The organism is Pseudomonas sp. NPDC087358, from assembly GCF_044900785.1.
In the GTDB taxonomy this organism is placed as follows: Bacteria; Pseudomonadota; Gammaproteobacteria; order Pseudomonadales; family Pseudomonadaceae; genus Aquipseudomonas.
Map to the genome: position 1 here is coordinate 249,396 of NZ_JBJDOA010000009.1, position 14,575 is coordinate 263,970.

Annotated in this window: 16 protein-coding genes; 8 read left to right on the forward strand and 8 right to left on the reverse strand. The window is 58.3% G+C overall.

The window, feature by feature from the left end; translation table 11 throughout:
* Positions 1-10 precede the first annotated feature (10 nt).
* The 3 genes from trpD (at position 11) to ACI2KS_RS21300 (ending at position 2,734) form a co-directional block, all read left to right on the forward strand.
* Complete coding sequence (trpD, locus tag ACI2KS_RS21290; RefSeq protein ID WP_404622994.1) at positions 11-1,060, forward strand: anthranilate phosphoribosyltransferase; 1,050 nt, start codon at positions 11-13, stop codon at positions 1,058-1,060.
* Positions 1,057-1,893, forward strand: a complete 837-nt coding sequence (gene trpC, locus ACI2KS_RS21295; RefSeq protein WP_404622976.1) for an indole-3-glycerol phosphate synthase TrpC — start codon at positions 1,057-1,059, stop codon at positions 1,891-1,893. Before trpD ends, trpC begins: the two co-directional genes overlap by 4 nt.
* A gap of 145 nt (positions 1,894-2,038) precedes the next feature.
* Positions 2,039-2,734, forward strand: a complete 696-nt coding sequence (locus ACI2KS_RS21300) for a biotin/lipoate A/B protein ligase family protein (RefSeq protein ID WP_404622977.1) — start codon at positions 2,039-2,041, stop codon at positions 2,732-2,734.
* A gap of 22 nt (positions 2,735-2,756) precedes the next feature.
* On the opposite strand, the gene crp is transcribed toward ACI2KS_RS21300, so the two are convergent.
* Positions 2,757-3,401 carry a cAMP-activated global transcriptional regulator CRP gene (gene crp / locus ACI2KS_RS21305; RefSeq protein WP_404622978.1) on the reverse strand — a complete coding sequence of 215 codons (645 nt, stop codon included), beginning with the start codon at positions 3,399-3,401 and terminating at the stop codon, positions 2,757-2,759.
* A gap of 207 nt (positions 3,402-3,608) precedes the next feature.
* On the opposite strand from crp, the gene ACI2KS_RS21310 reads away from it, so the two are divergent.
* Positions 3,609-4,031, forward strand: a complete 423-nt coding sequence (locus ACI2KS_RS21310) for an OsmC family protein (protein WP_404622979.1) — start codon at positions 3,609-3,611, stop codon at positions 4,029-4,031.
* A 240-nt stretch (positions 4,032-4,271) separates the two neighbouring features.
* Complete coding sequence (speD, locus tag ACI2KS_RS21315) at positions 4,272-5,066, forward strand: adenosylmethionine decarboxylase (RefSeq protein ID WP_093468755.1); 795 nt, start codon at positions 4,272-4,274, stop codon at positions 5,064-5,066.
* Positions 5,067-5,219: 153 nt separating this feature from the next.
* On the opposite strand, the gene coq7 is transcribed toward speD, so the two are convergent.
* The 5 genes from coq7 to hemJ form a co-directional block, all read right to left on the reverse strand.
* The gene (coq7, locus tag ACI2KS_RS21320) at positions 5,220-5,867 is read right to left on the reverse strand and encodes a 2-polyprenyl-3-methyl-6-methoxy-1,4-benzoquinone monooxygenase (RefSeq protein ID WP_404622980.1); all 648 of its coding nucleotides are present in this window, start codon (positions 5,865-5,867) and stop codon (positions 5,220-5,222) included.
* A gap of 124 nt (positions 5,868-5,991) precedes the next feature.
* On the reverse strand, positions 5,992-6,330 hold the full coding sequence (locus ACI2KS_RS21325) for a histidine triad nucleotide-binding protein (RefSeq protein WP_404622981.1): 339 nt from the start codon (positions 6,328-6,330) through the stop codon (positions 5,992-5,994).
* A gap of 87 nt (positions 6,331-6,417) precedes the next feature.
* Positions 6,418-7,203 (reverse strand): SDR family NAD(P)-dependent oxidoreductase, encoded by a 786-nt coding sequence (locus ACI2KS_RS21330; protein WP_404622982.1) that lies wholly within the window; start codon positions 7,201-7,203, stop codon positions 6,418-6,420.
* A gap of 54 nt (positions 7,204-7,257) precedes the next feature.
* Positions 7,258-8,181: a DUF805 domain-containing protein gene (locus ACI2KS_RS21335; RefSeq protein ID WP_404622983.1), complete on the reverse strand. Its 924-nt coding sequence runs from the start codon at positions 8,179-8,181 to the stop codon at positions 7,258-7,260.
* Positions 8,182-8,237: 56 nt separating this feature from the next.
* Positions 8,238-8,663, reverse strand: a complete 426-nt coding sequence (gene hemJ / locus ACI2KS_RS21340) for a protoporphyrinogen oxidase HemJ (protein ID WP_404622984.1) — start codon at positions 8,661-8,663, stop codon at positions 8,238-8,240.
* Positions 8,664-8,796: 133 nt separating this feature from the next.
* Between hemJ and argC the strand changes: the two genes are divergently transcribed.
* Both argC and erpA read left to right on the forward strand, forming a co-directional pair.
* Positions 8,797-9,831 (forward strand): N-acetyl-gamma-glutamyl-phosphate reductase, encoded by a 1,035-nt coding sequence (argC, locus tag ACI2KS_RS21345; RefSeq protein WP_404622985.1) that lies wholly within the window; start codon positions 8,797-8,799, stop codon positions 9,829-9,831.
* A gap of 179 nt (positions 9,832-10,010) precedes the next feature.
* Complete coding sequence (erpA, locus tag ACI2KS_RS21350) at positions 10,011-10,361, forward strand: iron-sulfur cluster insertion protein ErpA (protein ID WP_110951636.1); 351 nt, start codon at positions 10,011-10,013, stop codon at positions 10,359-10,361.
* 63 nt (positions 10,362-10,424) lie between these two features.
* Here erpA and ACI2KS_RS21355 read toward each other — a convergent pair whose 3' ends face one another.
* Entirely contained in the window at positions 10,425-11,516 is a 1,092-nt protein-coding gene (locus ACI2KS_RS21355) for an anhydro-N-acetylmuramic acid kinase (protein WP_404622986.1), read from the reverse strand.
* A 3-nt stretch (positions 11,517-11,519) separates the two neighbouring features.
* Positions 11,520-12,956, reverse strand: coding sequence for a peptidoglycan DD-metalloendopeptidase family protein (locus ACI2KS_RS21360; protein WP_404622987.1), 1,437 nt, complete (start codon positions 12,954-12,956; stop codon positions 11,520-11,522).
* Between the two features lie 211 nt (positions 12,957-13,167).
* On the opposite strand from ACI2KS_RS21360, the gene tyrS reads away from it, so the two are divergent.
* A complete protein-coding gene (gene tyrS / locus ACI2KS_RS21365; RefSeq protein WP_404622988.1) occupies positions 13,168-14,367 on the forward strand; it encodes a tyrosine--tRNA ligase in 1,200 nt (399 codons plus the stop codon).
* Positions 14,368-14,575 lie beyond the last annotated feature (208 nt).

Below are 14,575 nucleotides of genomic sequence, written 5' to 3' on the forward strand. Positions count from 1 at the left end.
CGATATGGCAATGGATATCAAGACGGCGCTGGGTCGGGTTGTCACGCAACTGGACCTGAGCACCGACGAAATGCGCGACGTCATGCGCGAAATCATGACTGGCCAGTGTACTCAGGCGCAGATCGGCGCGTTTCTGATGGCCATGCGCATGAAGAGCGAGAGCATCGACGAGATCGTCGGCGCGGTTTCGGTCATGCGTGAGCTGGCCGACAAGGTCGAGCTCAAGACTCTGGACGGCGTTGTCGACATCGTCGGCACCGGTGGCGATGGCGCAAACATCTTCAACGTTTCAACCGCCGCATCGTTCGTTATCGCCGCCGCCGGCTGCACCGTGGCCAAACACGGTAACCGTGCAGTGTCGGGCAAGAGTGGCAGCGCGGATCTGCTGGAAGCGGCAGGGGTTTATCTGAACCTGACACCGGTTCAGGTGGCGCGCTGTATCGACAGCGTGGGCATCGGTTTCATGTTCGCCCAGACTCATCATGGCGCAATGAAGCACGCCGCTGGTCCGCGCAAGGAGCTAGGGCTGCGAACGCTGTTTAACATGCTGGGGCCACTGACCAACCCGGCGGGCGTCAAGCATCAGGTGGTCGGCGTGTTCAGCCAGGCGTTGTGCCGACCGCTGGCCGAAGTGCTGTCGCGTATGGGCAGCAAGCACGTGCTGGTGGTCCATTCGCAGGACGGCCTGGACGAGTTCAGCCTGGCGGCGCCGACCTTCGTGGCTGAGCTCAAGAATGGCGAGGTCACCGAATACTGGGTACAGCCCGAAGATCTGGGCATCAAGAGCCAGAGTCTTTTCGGTCTGGTGGTCGACAGCCCGGCGCAGTCGCTGGAGTTGATCCGTGATGCCTTGGGGCGACGCAAGACCGAGAACGGGCAGAAAGCTGCTGAAATGATAGTGCTCAACGCTGGTGCTGCGCTCTATGCGGCAGATCACGCCTCCTCGCTGAAGGAAGGTGTGGCGCTGGCTCATGATGCATTGCACACCGGCCTGGCTCGCGAAAAACTCGAAGAGCTGGGTGCCTTTACCGCGGTATTCAAACAGGAGAATGAAGGATGAGCGTGCCGACGGTATTGGAAAAGATTCTCGCCCGTAAGGCCGAAGAGGTCGCGGCCCGTCGCGCCAGCGTCAGCTTGTCCGAACTGGAAACCCTGGCGGCGACCGCCGATGCCACTCGTGGATTTGCCAAGGCGCTGATGGAGCAGGCCAAGCGCAAGCAACCGGCGGTGATTGCCGAGATCAAGAAGGCCTCACCGAGCAAAGGCGTGATCCGTGAGAATTTCCAGCCAGCTGAAATCGCCAAGAGTTACGAAGCGGGCGGCGCTGTCTGTCTCTCGGTACTGACCGATATCGACTTCTTCCAAGGCGCCGATGCCTACCTGAAAGAGGCTCGCAGCGCCTGCAAGCTGCCGGTTATCCGCAAGGACTTCATGATCGATCCGTATCAGATCGTTGAAGCCCGGGCGTTGGGCGCCGATTGCATCCTGCTGATCGTTTCGGCGCTGGACGACGTGAAGATGGCCGAACTGGCCGCCGTCGCCAAAGGCCTTGGCCTTGACGTGCTGGTCGAGGTGCATGACGGTGATGAACTCGAGCGTGCGCTGAAAACCCTCGACACGCCGCTGGTCGGCATCAACAACCGTAATCTGCACACCTTCGATGTCAGCCTGGAAACCACGCTCGACCTGTTGCCACGTGTCCCGCGTGATCGTCTGGTGGTCACCGAGAGCGGGATTTTCAATCGCGCCGACGTCGAGTTGATGGAAATCAACGAGGTGTATTCGTTCCTGGTTGGCGAGGCGTTCATGCGTGCCGAGAAACCGGGCGTGGAGTTGCAGCGTCTGTTTTTCCCGGAGAAAGGCACGGCGATCAAATCCGGCGGGCTGGATTGAATCACGCGGTTTTGATACACAACCTGTAGAAGTGAGCTTGCTCGCGATAAACGGAGTGCCGGCTGCCGACACTATTGCGGGAACTGGCCTCATCGCGAGCAAGCTCACTCCTATAGGGGTGCAGGCAAGCTTTTCAGGAGTCACCATGACCACCCAAGTGATCGACATCTGCATCGAAGCCGGTCTCAAGGCCGAGCAGGATCTGCTGGCCTCGGTATGCGCAGGTGACGCCGATTACGGTTTGCTGTTCTGGCGTCCAAACGATCGCGCGCTGGTCATGCCGCGCCGACTCAGTCGTCTGGCCGGTTTCAGCGACGCTGGCGAAACTCTGGCCGATCTCGGTTGGCCGGTATTGCTGCGCGAAAGCGGCGGTGAGCCGGTGCCGCAATCGCCCGCCACCGTCAATGTCGCGCTGGTTTACGTTCAGCCCAAGTCCGATCTGGACCGCGACCGCATCGAAAAGGCCTACATGCGTTTGTGTCAGCCGATGCTCGATGGGTTGACTGAATCAGGCGGTGCCGCGTCTCTGGGCGAGGTCGAGGGCGCATTCTGTGACGGTCGCTTCAACGTCAATCTCAGCGGCCGCAAGATGGTCGGCACCGCTCAGCGCTGGCGGCAGAGTCAGGGTGGCCAGCGGCCGGTAGTGCTGGCGCATGGCGCTATGTTGCTGGATAACGAGCGGGTCGAGATGGTCGACGCGGTCAATCGCTTCAATCAGATGTGCGAACTCGAACAGCGCTGTGATGCGGACAGTCACATTGCCTTGCACGAGTTGTTCGAGGCTCCGCAATTCCTCAACCGACTGGGCGAGCGCTACGCGGCCATGTTCGCTGAGCTGTAGAGGCCACCGACGCCATCGACGGTCAGCGGGTGCCGAAGACCACCATGGTCTTGCCGCGCACATGCACCAGTTTCTGTTCCTCCAGCGCCTTGAGCACACGACCGACCATTTCCCGGGAGCAACCCACGATACGTCCGATTTCCTGGCGCGTGATCTTGATCTGCATGCCGTCAGGATGAGTCATGGCGTCCGGCTGCTTGCACAGGTCCAGCAGGCTGCGGGCGACGCGACCGGTGACATCAAGGAAAGCCAGATCGCCCACCTTGCGCGTGGTGTTACGCAGTCGCTCGGCCATCTGGCCGCCAATTGCGTACATCAATTCCGGATCGTGCTGACTAAGCTCGCGGAATTTGCTGTAGCTGATTTCGGCCACTTCGCATTCGGTCTTGGCGCGCACCCAGGCGCTGCGCTGCGGGCCGCTGCTTGCATGTTCGAACAGGCCCAGTTCTCCGAAGAAATCACCACTGTTGAGGTAGGCCACGATCATCTCGCGGCCTTCGTTGTCCTCGATCAGGATCGTCACCGACCCTTTGATGATCAGGTACATCGACTCGGATTGCTCACCGGCACAGATGATATTGCTCTTGGCCGCGCAACGCCTTCTTTGGGCGTGGGGGAGCAGTTTGTCGACCAGTTTCACTTTACTTGCAGGGGCAATGGCAACCATGGCTGTATCCCGTAAAAAACTGCGCCCTGAGGCATTCTTATAGGTATCGGCAGTATTTCCGATTTGACACAGTTGCACAGCGGCAAATCGCCATTTTTTCAGAAATTTCCTACATTTTCGTCACGCATCGTCGTTTTCGGTCCGCTCAGCGACGTCAAGGGCCTGTGCTAAGCTGGCCGCCTTTTTTCTAGCATTGGAGTCCTGGGGATGAAAGCGCGTATTCAGTGGGCGGGTGAAGCCATGTTCCTCGGCGAGTCGGGCAGCGGCCACGTGGTGGTGATGGACGGCCCGCCCGAGAGCGGCGGTCGCAACCTGGGGGTGCGCCCGATGGAAATGGTGCTGATTGGCCTGGGTGGTTGCAGCAACTTCGATGTGGTCAGCATCCTCAAGAAAGCGCGCCAGCCGATCGAGAGCTGCGAGGCGTTTCTGGAAGCCGAACGCGCCACTGAAGACCCGAAGGTGTTCACGAAGATTCATCTGCACTTCGTGGTCAAGGGTCGTGGCCTCAAGGAAACCCAGGTCAAGCGCGCCATCGAGCTGTCAGCCGAAAAATACTGCTCGGCGTCTATCATGTTGGGTAACGCCGGCGTTGAAATCACCCATGATTACGAAATCATCGAATTGAGCTGATTGAGCGTTCAATTTTCATAAAAGCGGCGCAGGCTATGGCATGCGACTACCGACGTCTGCATAATGCGCGACTTTTTCAGGGCGCGACCGCCGGATACCCGCCGGGCCGCCCGTGAACAGACAACCAAAATCGCCAACGCGAAGAGGTGTTAACCGTCCTACGCAGCTGAGCCGGGCTCAGTTGACGGGCATGCTTGATCACGTGGCCTTGGGCCGCACCCATATAGAGAGTTTTTAACGGTGAAAAGCAAACTCAAGCTCCACGGGTTCAATAACCTGACAAAGACCTTGAGCTTCAATATCTATGACATCTGCTATGCGGAAACCCCGCAGGACCAGCAGGCCTACGTCGAATACATCAACAGTGTGTACGACGCAGAACGCCTGACGCGGATTCTCACCGATGTTGTCGATATCATTGGCGCAAATATCCTGAACATCGCCCGTCAGGACTACGACCCACAAGGCGCCAGTGTCACGATTCTGATCTCCGAGCAGCCGGTGACCCCTACCGACAGCCAGATCGAAGAGTCCCCGGGTCCGCTGCCGGAAACCATCCTCGCGCACCTGGACAAAAGCCACATCACGGTTCACACCTACCCGGAGATCCATCCGGTCGACGGTATCGCGACGTTCCGCGTGGACATCGACGTGTCGACCTGCGGCGTGATTTCTCCGCTCAAGGCGCTGAACTACCTGATTCACAAGTTCGAGTCCGACATCGTGACGGTCGACTATCGGGTGCGCGGCTTCACCCGTGACGTGGAAGGCAAGAAGCACTTCATCGACCACGAGATCAATTCGATTCAGAACTATCTCTCCGAAGACACGCGCGACAGCTACCAGATGACTGACGTGAACGTGTATCAGGAAAACCTGTTCCACACCAAAATGCTGCTCAAGCAATTCGATCTGGATAACTACCTGTTTGGCGACGCCACCAGCAACCTTTCGCCTGAGCAGCGCGAACAGGTCACCGGACGCGTGAAGCATGAAATGCTGGAAATCTTCTACGGCCGCAACATGCCAGTCTGAAGCATCACCCGCATAAACAAGAAAGGCGCCTATCGAGGCGCCTTTTTTGTGTTGAGGTTTCCAGTGATGTTACTTCTGTAGCAGTCCAGCTTGCCGGCGCTAGAACTCAAGATCCCCACCGCCGGCAGGCCGGACTGCTACAGGTCAAAACCATCAGATCCGATACGTGCTCTTGGTCATCACCTTGGCCAGCATGCTCATGCCGAATTTCACCGGCCTCGGGAAGCGGAAGCCTCCAGCCTGAATGGCGCCTTCGGCATGTTGTTCTTCATCCGTACGCATCTGCTCGAGAATTGCCCGGGATTTTTCGTCCTCGATCGGCAACTGCTCCAGATGCTCGTTCAGGTGCTTGCAGACCTGGTCTTCGGTGGCAGCCACAAAACCCAGGCTGACTTTGTCACTGATCAGGCCGGCGACTGCGCCGATCCCGAAGGACATGCCATAGAACAGCGGATTAAGCACGCTGGTATGACTGCCTAGCTGATGGATGCGCTGCTCGCACCAGACCAGATGGTCGATTTCTTCCTCGGCGGCATGCTCCATGGCTTTGCGCACATGGGGCAGCTTGGCGGTCAGTGCTTGCCCTTGATAGAGCGCCTGGGCACAGACTTCGCCGGTATGGTTGATGCGCATCAGGCCGGCAACGTGCCTGGTATCGGTCTCGCTCAGCTTGCTATCGGGTTGAACGATGGCGGGCGAAGGGCGGTGAGCGTGCGCACTGGCGGGCAGCAGCGTCTTCATCGCAGCGTCGGCTTGCAGCAGGAAACGGTCGATGGGGGAGTAGTGACGTTCGGTAGCCATGGGCACCTCCGGATAAATCCACGGCGGCCAGTCTACCTCAATCGCTGTGGCCAAGCTTGCCTTGCGTCAGCACGCCGAGGCGCGTGTTAGACGCTCGGCGGCTGTAAGTCATTGAAATCCTGACTCAGCCCGGCGGCCAGGTCATCTGACGTTTGCCCAGCACGTGCATGTGAATGTGATAGACGGTCTGGCCGCCTTTTTCATTGGTGTTCATGACCACACGGAAGCCGTCTTCGCAGCCTTGTTCCTTGGCCAGGCGCTGGGCGGTGAAGATAATATGGCCCAGCAGGCCCTTGTCCTCTTCGGTTACGTCATTGAGCGTGCGGATCGCCTTTTTCGGGATAACCAGAAAGTGGACCGGCGCCTGCGGGGCGATGTCGTGAAAGGCCAGCACCTGGTCATCTTCATAGATGATTTTTGCCGGAATTTCCCGATTGATGATTTTGGTGAACAGAGTCTCCACAGCCTTGTTGCTCCGTTTTCGAGGGGAATAGGTCGAGTGTACTGAGCGTCTCGAGCCACGCCCAGCCGTTTTTAGCGTGTCGACACGTCAGGCTGAGGTTCGCGACTTGAGCATCGCGCCCCAGATTTTTCGGGTCATCCAGCGGCCGGCCATACGAGGCACGCAGCTGAGCAAGCGATTGCGCCTGCCGGGAATGATGATCGCGCGGTTTTTGTCGAGGGCTCGCACGGTGTAGAGCGCGATCTCTTCGGCGGTCATGGTTTTGTCGTTGGTGAACTTGTCTGCCTTGAGTTGCGCAGTGCGAAAGAACGACGTTCGCGTCGGGCCGGGGCAGAGCACGGAAATCTTTACGCCGGTTTTTTTCAGCTCCTCGCGCAGGCCCTCGGAAAAATGCAGCACATAGGCTTTGCTGGCCGCGTAAACACTCATCCATGGGCCCGGTTGAAAGCCCATGATCGATGCAACGTTGAGAATCTGGCCGCCACCTTGCACTGCCATCAGATTGCCTACCGTGTGACATAAGCGGGTCAGCGCCAGAACGTTGAGATCCAGCAGATCCTGTTCCTGAGCCCACTCCTGGGCCAGAAACGGCCCGCTGTTGCCGATGCCGGCGCAGTTGACCAGCATGTCGATCTGGCGCTCGCCTTCTTCCAGCTCGAGTAGAAAGCCCGAAAGCCTCAGGGGCTCACCCAGGTCGCAGGCGCGAAACAGCACTTCGACGCCAAAGCGTTGGTTGAATTCGAGCGCGATGCTTTCGAGCATGTCCCGGTGACGAGAGACCAGAATCAGATTGCGACCACGGCGGGCCAAGGCTTCGGCCATGGCCAGGCCAATGCCGCTGGATGCGCCAGTGACCAGGGCGTAACGGGTCATGCAGTTCTCCAATGAGCGTGTAGCAGATAGGACAGCTTCCATGCTGCCCGTCAGTTAGTGATCTTCGTCGGTGTCGGATGAGTCGCCAGTGTCAGCAGGGTCTACCGGGACCGCCGGTTGAGCAGCGTCGTCCGAGTCATCGTCATAAGGAAGGGTTTGTTCATAATCGCCGGTCGTGGCTTCGACTTCATCCTGTACCTTCTCCCAGCCGCCCATCATCGCACCGACGAACACCAGCGCGAGCACCAATATCCAGAGCGTGGCGAGTATCTTCACCGCTTTGCTGTTGGCAGGCGGCGCAGCGCCATACTGGTTGGGGCCGGTATTGCCCGGGATGGCGATCATCAGGATGGGAAAGAAGCTGCCGACCACCGGCACCAGGTTGAGCAGCAGCAACCATGCAGACCAGCCAGCGTCATGCAAACGTTGAGCGCCCATCTGGATGCTCACCACGATGAACGCCAGCAGCAGCACAGTGCCAAGCAACCCGCCTGCGATCAGCGAGATGCTCATGATGCCGAAACAAAGGCCGCCGAGCACCAGTCCCGCAAGGGTCAGCACCATCGTCCAGGCCAGATAACGCAGTCGGCCGATGCGGCCCTGTAGGGTGAAGACCTTGAGGTCACCGACAGCTGGCCAGTCGCTGACTACCGATGCCCGGGGCGGCGCATAGGGTGAGGCAGGCGCCGGGAAAGCGGGCTGCGTCGATGCAGGCTCCTCGATTTCTTCAAGTGTCCAGGCCACCGGCTGCTCAGGCTCGATACGGGCTTCTACGCCTGCATCGTTCAAGGCCTTGAGGTAGCGCTGCGCGTCATCGCTTGTCAGGCCGCGCTTGACGGTCATCGGCTTGCCGGTAAACAGCCGGTCTACCCCGGAAACGTCGCTTTTGAACAGCTGCGCCAGATTCAGGCGGGCAGTCTCCAGATCGACACCGGTTCGCAGCTGTCCTTCGAAAACGATCTTGAAGTGTTCGGCCATGCTCGGCTTCCTTGTCTTGGGTCAGGCGCCTCTACGGCACGCTTGAGAGGTCGGGGTCAGAACGGTTTGACGACCACCAGAATGACGATAGCCAGCAGGATCAGAACCGGCACCTCGTTGAACCAGCGATAAAACACATGACTGCGACCGTTTTCACCGCGGGCGAATCGTTTGACCTGCGCGCCGCACATATGGTGATACCCGATCAACAGGACAACCAACGTCAGCTTGGCGTGTAGCCAACCCTGTTGCAGGAAGCCCGGGGTGAGTGTAATCAGCCAGATGCCGAACACCAGCGTGGCGATCATCGCCGGGCCCATGATTCCCCGATAGAGCTTGCGCTCCATGGTGCAGAAACGTTCACGGCTGACAGTGTCCTGACTCATCGCGTGGTAGACGAACAAACGAGGAAGATAAAACAGGCCGGCAAACCAGCAGACGATCGAAACAATGTGCAGCGCTTTTATCCACAGATAGAGCATTTTTGGTTTTTCCAGGATCACGGTGGCGCAAATAGTAGTGGCTTGCGTGCCCGTACGTCACGTTCACGGTTGTCCCACAGACGCTGGGCTCATATTATCAGCGGCTTTCCAGTGGTTTCGTTGAGGGCAGTTTATGGTCAAGGTCGGTATCGTCGGCGGCACGGGTTACACCGGCGTCGAGTTGCTGCGTCTGTTGGCACAGCATCCTGAGGCTGAAGTGGTTGCGATCACCTCGCGCTCGGAGGCAGGTTTGCCGGTTGCCGATATGTACCCGAATCTGCGAGGCCACTACGACGGTCTGGCGTTCAGCGTGCCGGATGTGAAAGTACTGGGTGCCTGTGATGTGGTGTTCTTCGCCACACCACACGGTGTCGCTCACGCATTGGCAGGCGAGCTGCTGGCGGCCGGCACCAAAGTCATCGATCTTTCTGCAGACTTCCGCCTGCAAGACCCGGTGGAATGGGCAAAGTGGTACAACCAGCCGCACGGTGCGCCTGATCTGCTCGATGAAGCGGTTTATGGTCTGCCCGAGGTCAATCGCGAACAGATCAAGGGCGCGCGCCTGATTGCTGTGCCAGGTTGCTACCCGACGGCCACTCAGTTGGGCTTCCTGCCGCTGCTTGAAGCGGGTCTTGCCGATCCTTCCCGGCTGATCGCTGACTGTAAATCCGGTGTCAGTGGCGCTGGACGTGGTGCAAGTGTTGGCTCGCTGTATTCGGAAACCAGCGAAAGCTTCAAGGCGTACGCCGTCAAAGGCCACCGTCATCTGCCGGAAATCACCCAAGGTCTGCGCCGCGCCGCAGGCGGCGACGTCGGTCTGACCTTCGTTCCGCACCTGACGCCCATGATTCGCGGTATTCACGCAACGTTGTATGCCACCGTGGTCGACAGATCCGTGGATCTGCAGGCGTTGTTCGAAAAGCGCTACGCCAACGAACCTTTCGTCGACGTGATGCCGGCCGGCAGCCACCCGGAAACCCGCAGTGTGCGCGGCGCCAATGTGTGCCGCATTGCGGTACACCGTCCACAAGAAGGTGATCTGGTGGTTGTGCTGTCGGTGATCGACAACCTGGTCAAGGGTGCCTCTGGGCAGGCGGTGCAGAACATGAACATCATGTTCGGGCTGGACGAGCGCCTTGGGCTTTCCCACGCCGGGATGATGCCCTGAGGGCAGCTTCAAGCGCCAGGCTGCAAGCCTCAAGCGAAAGCTCGATGGTGTCCTTGGCACTTGCAGCTTGTCGCCTGATGCTTGCGGTTGCGCCGCTAATAGTTGACCAATTTTCTAGGACAAGCGGATAATGCGCGTCATTACGCATTATGACGGCCTAGCGCCGGGAGATATTGAGCATGAGCGTCGAATCCTTCACTCCTACGGCTTTGGAATTCACGCCAGGTGCAGCGCACAAAGTGAAAACCCTGGTCGACGAAGAGGGCAATGACCGCCTGAAATTGCGTGTGTTTGTCACAGGTGGTGGCTGTTCCGGTTTTCAGTATGGTTTCACGTTCGATGAAGACGTTGCCGACGACGACACGATTGTCGAGCGCGAAGGTGTCAGCCTGGTGGTCGATCCAATGAGCTTCCAGTATCTGGCGGGCGCTGAAGTGGATTATCAGGAAGGCCTGGAAGGTTCTCGCTTCGTGATCAAGAATCCGAACGCTGCAACCACTTGCGGTTGCGGTTCTTCGTTCTCGATCTGATCCATACGCTGTAAATGAAAACGCCGCGCATATGCGCGGCGTTTTACATTCTGACTCAGGTCCTCACGCCGGATAGATGGCGCCCAGTACCCGCAGTCCTTTTGCGCCAGTGACGCTGGGGCGGTTGGCGGGGACGCTTTCCAGCGCGCAATGCGCAAGCCAGGCAAACGCCATGGCTTCGACCCAGTCTGGATCGACCCCAAACTCCGCAGTGCTTGTGACCTTGGTCTGCGGCAACAACGCCGCCAGCCGGGCCATCAGCGCCTTGTTATGAGCGCCACCGCCACATACCAGCAATTCTTTGGTCTGCGCCTGAGCCGATTGCAGCGACTCGGTGATGCTCAATGCCGTCACTTCCAGAAGGGTTGCCTGCACGTCTTCAGGTCTGAGAGTCGGCAGCTGGAACATGTGGTGATGCACCCAACCGAGGTTGAAGACTTCGCGCCCCGTGCTCTTCGGGCCTTTGGTCTGGAAGAACTGGTCGGTCAGCATGGATTTGAGCAGCTCTGGATTGACAGTACCACTTTCACCCCAGGCGCCGTCCTTGTCGTAGCTCAGGCCGCGCTGTGCTTGAATCCAGGCGTCCAGCAGCACGTTGCCGGGACCGGAATCGAACCCGGACACCGGCTTGTCGATCTCGATCAGACTCAGGTTGCTGAAACCGCCTACGTTCAAGACCGCGCGATAGTCCTTGTTGTCATCGAACAACGCTTCATGAAAAGCCGGGACCAGCGGTGCGCCTTGGCCTCCGGCAGCGATGTCGCGCTTGCGGAAATCGCTGACCACGGTGATGCCGGTCATCTCGGCCAGCAGCGCCGGGTTGCCGATCTGGACAGTGAAGCCACGGGCAGGCTCGTGGCGAATTGTCTGGCCATGGCTACCGATGGCTCGGATTTCACCGGCCGATCGCCCTTGCTGATCAAGCAGCGCAAGTACGCCCTGGGCGGCGAGATGCACCCATTTCTGCTCGGCAATACCCGCGCGGGCCAGTTCGTCCGGGCCGCTGGCACACAAGCCAAGCAACTCGGCGCGCAGATCGTCAGGCATGGGAATGTAATGGGTGCCGAGCAGACGCGGTCGGTCATCCTGTTCAACGAGTGCGAAGTCGAGTCCATCAAGACTGCTTCCGGACATTACACCTACATATAAAGTCATGGGTCAGCGCTTACTCGAGGCCAGCATGGTGGCCTTTTCCTGGTCCATGCGTGCCATCAAAGGCTGGCTCTCTTGCATGAACCGCTGTTTTTCGGACTTGGCGATCGGGTCTGCCATTGGCAGCTTCTGACCCAGCGGGTCAACGTGAACGCCGTTTACCTGGAACTCGTAATGTACATGCGGACCTGTCGACAGGCCGGTTGTTCCAATATAGCCGATGACCTGGCCTTGCTTGACGCTGGAACCGTTCTGGATGCCCTTGGCAAAACCCTGCATGTGGCCATACAGCGTACGGTAGGTTTCGCCATGCTGGATGATCACAGTGTTGCCGTAGCCACCGCGTCGCCCAGCGAGGATGACCTTGCCGTCACCCGTGGCCTTGATCGGAGTGCCCCGTGGAGCAGCATAGTCGATGCCTTTGTGCGCGCGGATCTTGTTCAGGATCGGGTGTTTGCGGCCCATCGAAAACAGGGAGCTGATGCGGGCGAACTCGACAGGCGTGCGGATAAACGCCTTGCGCATGCTGTTGCCGTCCGCGGTGTAGTAATTGGTGTTGCCTTGCTTGCTGGTGTAACGCACTGCGGTGTAGGTCTTACCCCGGTTGGTGAAGCGGGCCGACAGAATATTGCCGGTACCGACGGTCTTGCCGTTGACCACTTTCTGTTCGTAGATCACGTCGAATTCATCGCCCTTGCGGATATCCTGGGCGAAGTCGACGTCGTAACCGAAGATGTTGGCCATGTCCATGGTCATGCTGTGGCTCAGGCCAGAGCGCTGCGCCGATTGTGACAGGGAATTGCTGATCACCCCGTGGACGTAGGCGGTGCGTACATTCGGCTTGCTGACATCACGGGTGAACGTGTAACCCTTGGCGGTTCGGGAAAGACTGATGGTTTCCAGGTCGCTGAGTTTGCTGTGCAGTTGCTTGAGGTTGCCGTCGGGAGACAGTTCGAACTGCAGCACCTGGCCATTCTTGAGCTGACTGAACTGCTTGGCCTGCTTGTCACTGGCAATCACTTCATGAACAGCGGCCGGTGGAAGGCCGACTTTTTCGAACAGCGTCGAGAGCGTGTCGCCCTTGGAGACCACGACCTCCCTGTGATTCGGGCCTTTGTTTGCCGCCACGGCTTCAACCGCCGCGGGCGTTTCCCGGGGCTCGATTTTCGCGGCGTCTTCGGTTTCGTCGGCACCGCCTTCTATCTGGGCGAATGGAGAAACTGCTGTGTCGTCTGTGGCTTTACTCTGGTCTTGAGCGTCTTGTTCTTGCTTGAACTGGTCGGACGGGGTGTCCAGCTCCAGGGTCAGGTTGGTCTTTTTGGCTTCGACATCGCTGGATGGAAAAACCAGGAGGGCCAGGCTCAGCAGGGCAGCGATACCGCTGGCGGCGAGCAGATGGCTCTTCGGATAAAGCGGAGGCGCTTTAGGCGGAGTGTCGTTCATAGGTAATTTTGACTTTGAAAAAAGATGAAATGGAAAAGATGAATGACATGATGAAGATGAAATAACTGTATAAAATATAACCAAATCCTGCCTGAGGCAAGCCTGCGTACGGATCGTTCCCTGATTCGTCGTCCTTCTGTGGGCAGATCTTGTATTTGGGCGGTGATCTTGTATGGTTGTTTCCCTTTGAAATAAGGCTTACGGGGCGGTTATGAAGTCGGTTGAAGAGCAGCTGGCGCTGATAAAGCGCGGCGCGGATGAACTCCTGGTCGAGGCGGAACTGATCGCCAAGCTTAAGCGTGGGCAGCCACTGCGCATCAAGGCCGGTTTCGATCCTACGGCGCCCGATCTGCACCTGGGGCATACGGTGCTTATTAATAAGCTGCGCCAGTTTCAGGATCTGGGTCACCAGGTGATCTTCCTGATCGGCGACTTCACCGGAATGATCGGTGATCCGAGCGGCAAGAGCGCTACTCGCCCGCCGCTGACTCGCGAGCAGGTCCTGGACTACGCCGAGACCTACAAGGCGCAGGTTTTCAAGATTCTCGATCCGGCCAAGACCGAAGTGGCTTTCAACTCCACCTGGATGGATCAGCTCAGTCCTGCTGATTTCATTCGCCTGTCCTCTCAATACACCGTAGCGCGCATGCTCGAGCGCGATGATTTCGACAAGCGTTACAAGTCGAACCAGTCGATCGCTATCCATGAGTTTCTTTATCCTCTGGTGCAGGGCTATGACTCGGTCGCCTTGCGCGCGGACGTCGAGCTTGGCGGTACCGATCAGAAGTTCAACCTGCTGATGGGGCGCGAGCTGCAGCGTGCCTACGGTCAAGAGGCGCAGTGCGTGCTGACCATGCCGCTGCTCGAGGGTCTGGATGGCGTGAAGAAGATGTCCAAATCCCTGGGTAACTATGTAGGCATCCAGGAAGCCCCGGGCATCATGTACAGCAAGCTGGTTTCCATTCCCGACGCACTGATGTGGCGTTACTTCGAATTGCTCAGCTTCCGCTCGATGGAAGAGATCGATGCGTTCAAGGCTGATTGTCAGGCGGGCGCTAACCCACGTGACATCAAGATCAAGCTCGCCGAAGAGATCGTCGCGCGTTTCCATGGTGAAGAGGCAGCAGCGTCGGCCCACCGTTCTGCGGGTAACCGTATGAAAGAAGGCGAATTGCCGGATGATCTTCCAGAGATCGTTGTGTCCGCAGCAGAGGATATGCCGATTGCTGCCGTCCTTAATAAGGCAGGGCTGGTGAAGAACTCTGCGGTGGCTCGTGACTTGCTCGCTTCCGGTGGTGTTCGTATAGATGGAGAGGTGGTTGACCGCGCCTTCATCTTTAAGCTCGGCGCAACCCATGTATGTCAGGCAGGAAAGAAGGCTTTCGGGCGTATTACGCTGAAACTGGAATGAAGTTCAAATAAGTGCTTGACGCCCCTCTGGATCTGTCTATAATTCGCCCCACTTCCGGCGCAGACGAAACGGAAAACTCCTTGAGAATCAAAGAGTTGGACGAAGTAAGCAGCGAGGAAGCGCTTCGGTTCAGATGCTTGAATCGACAGCGGTGAGAAAGGAGTTGACAGCAAGTTGTAACGCTGTAGAATTCGCCTCCCGCTGACGT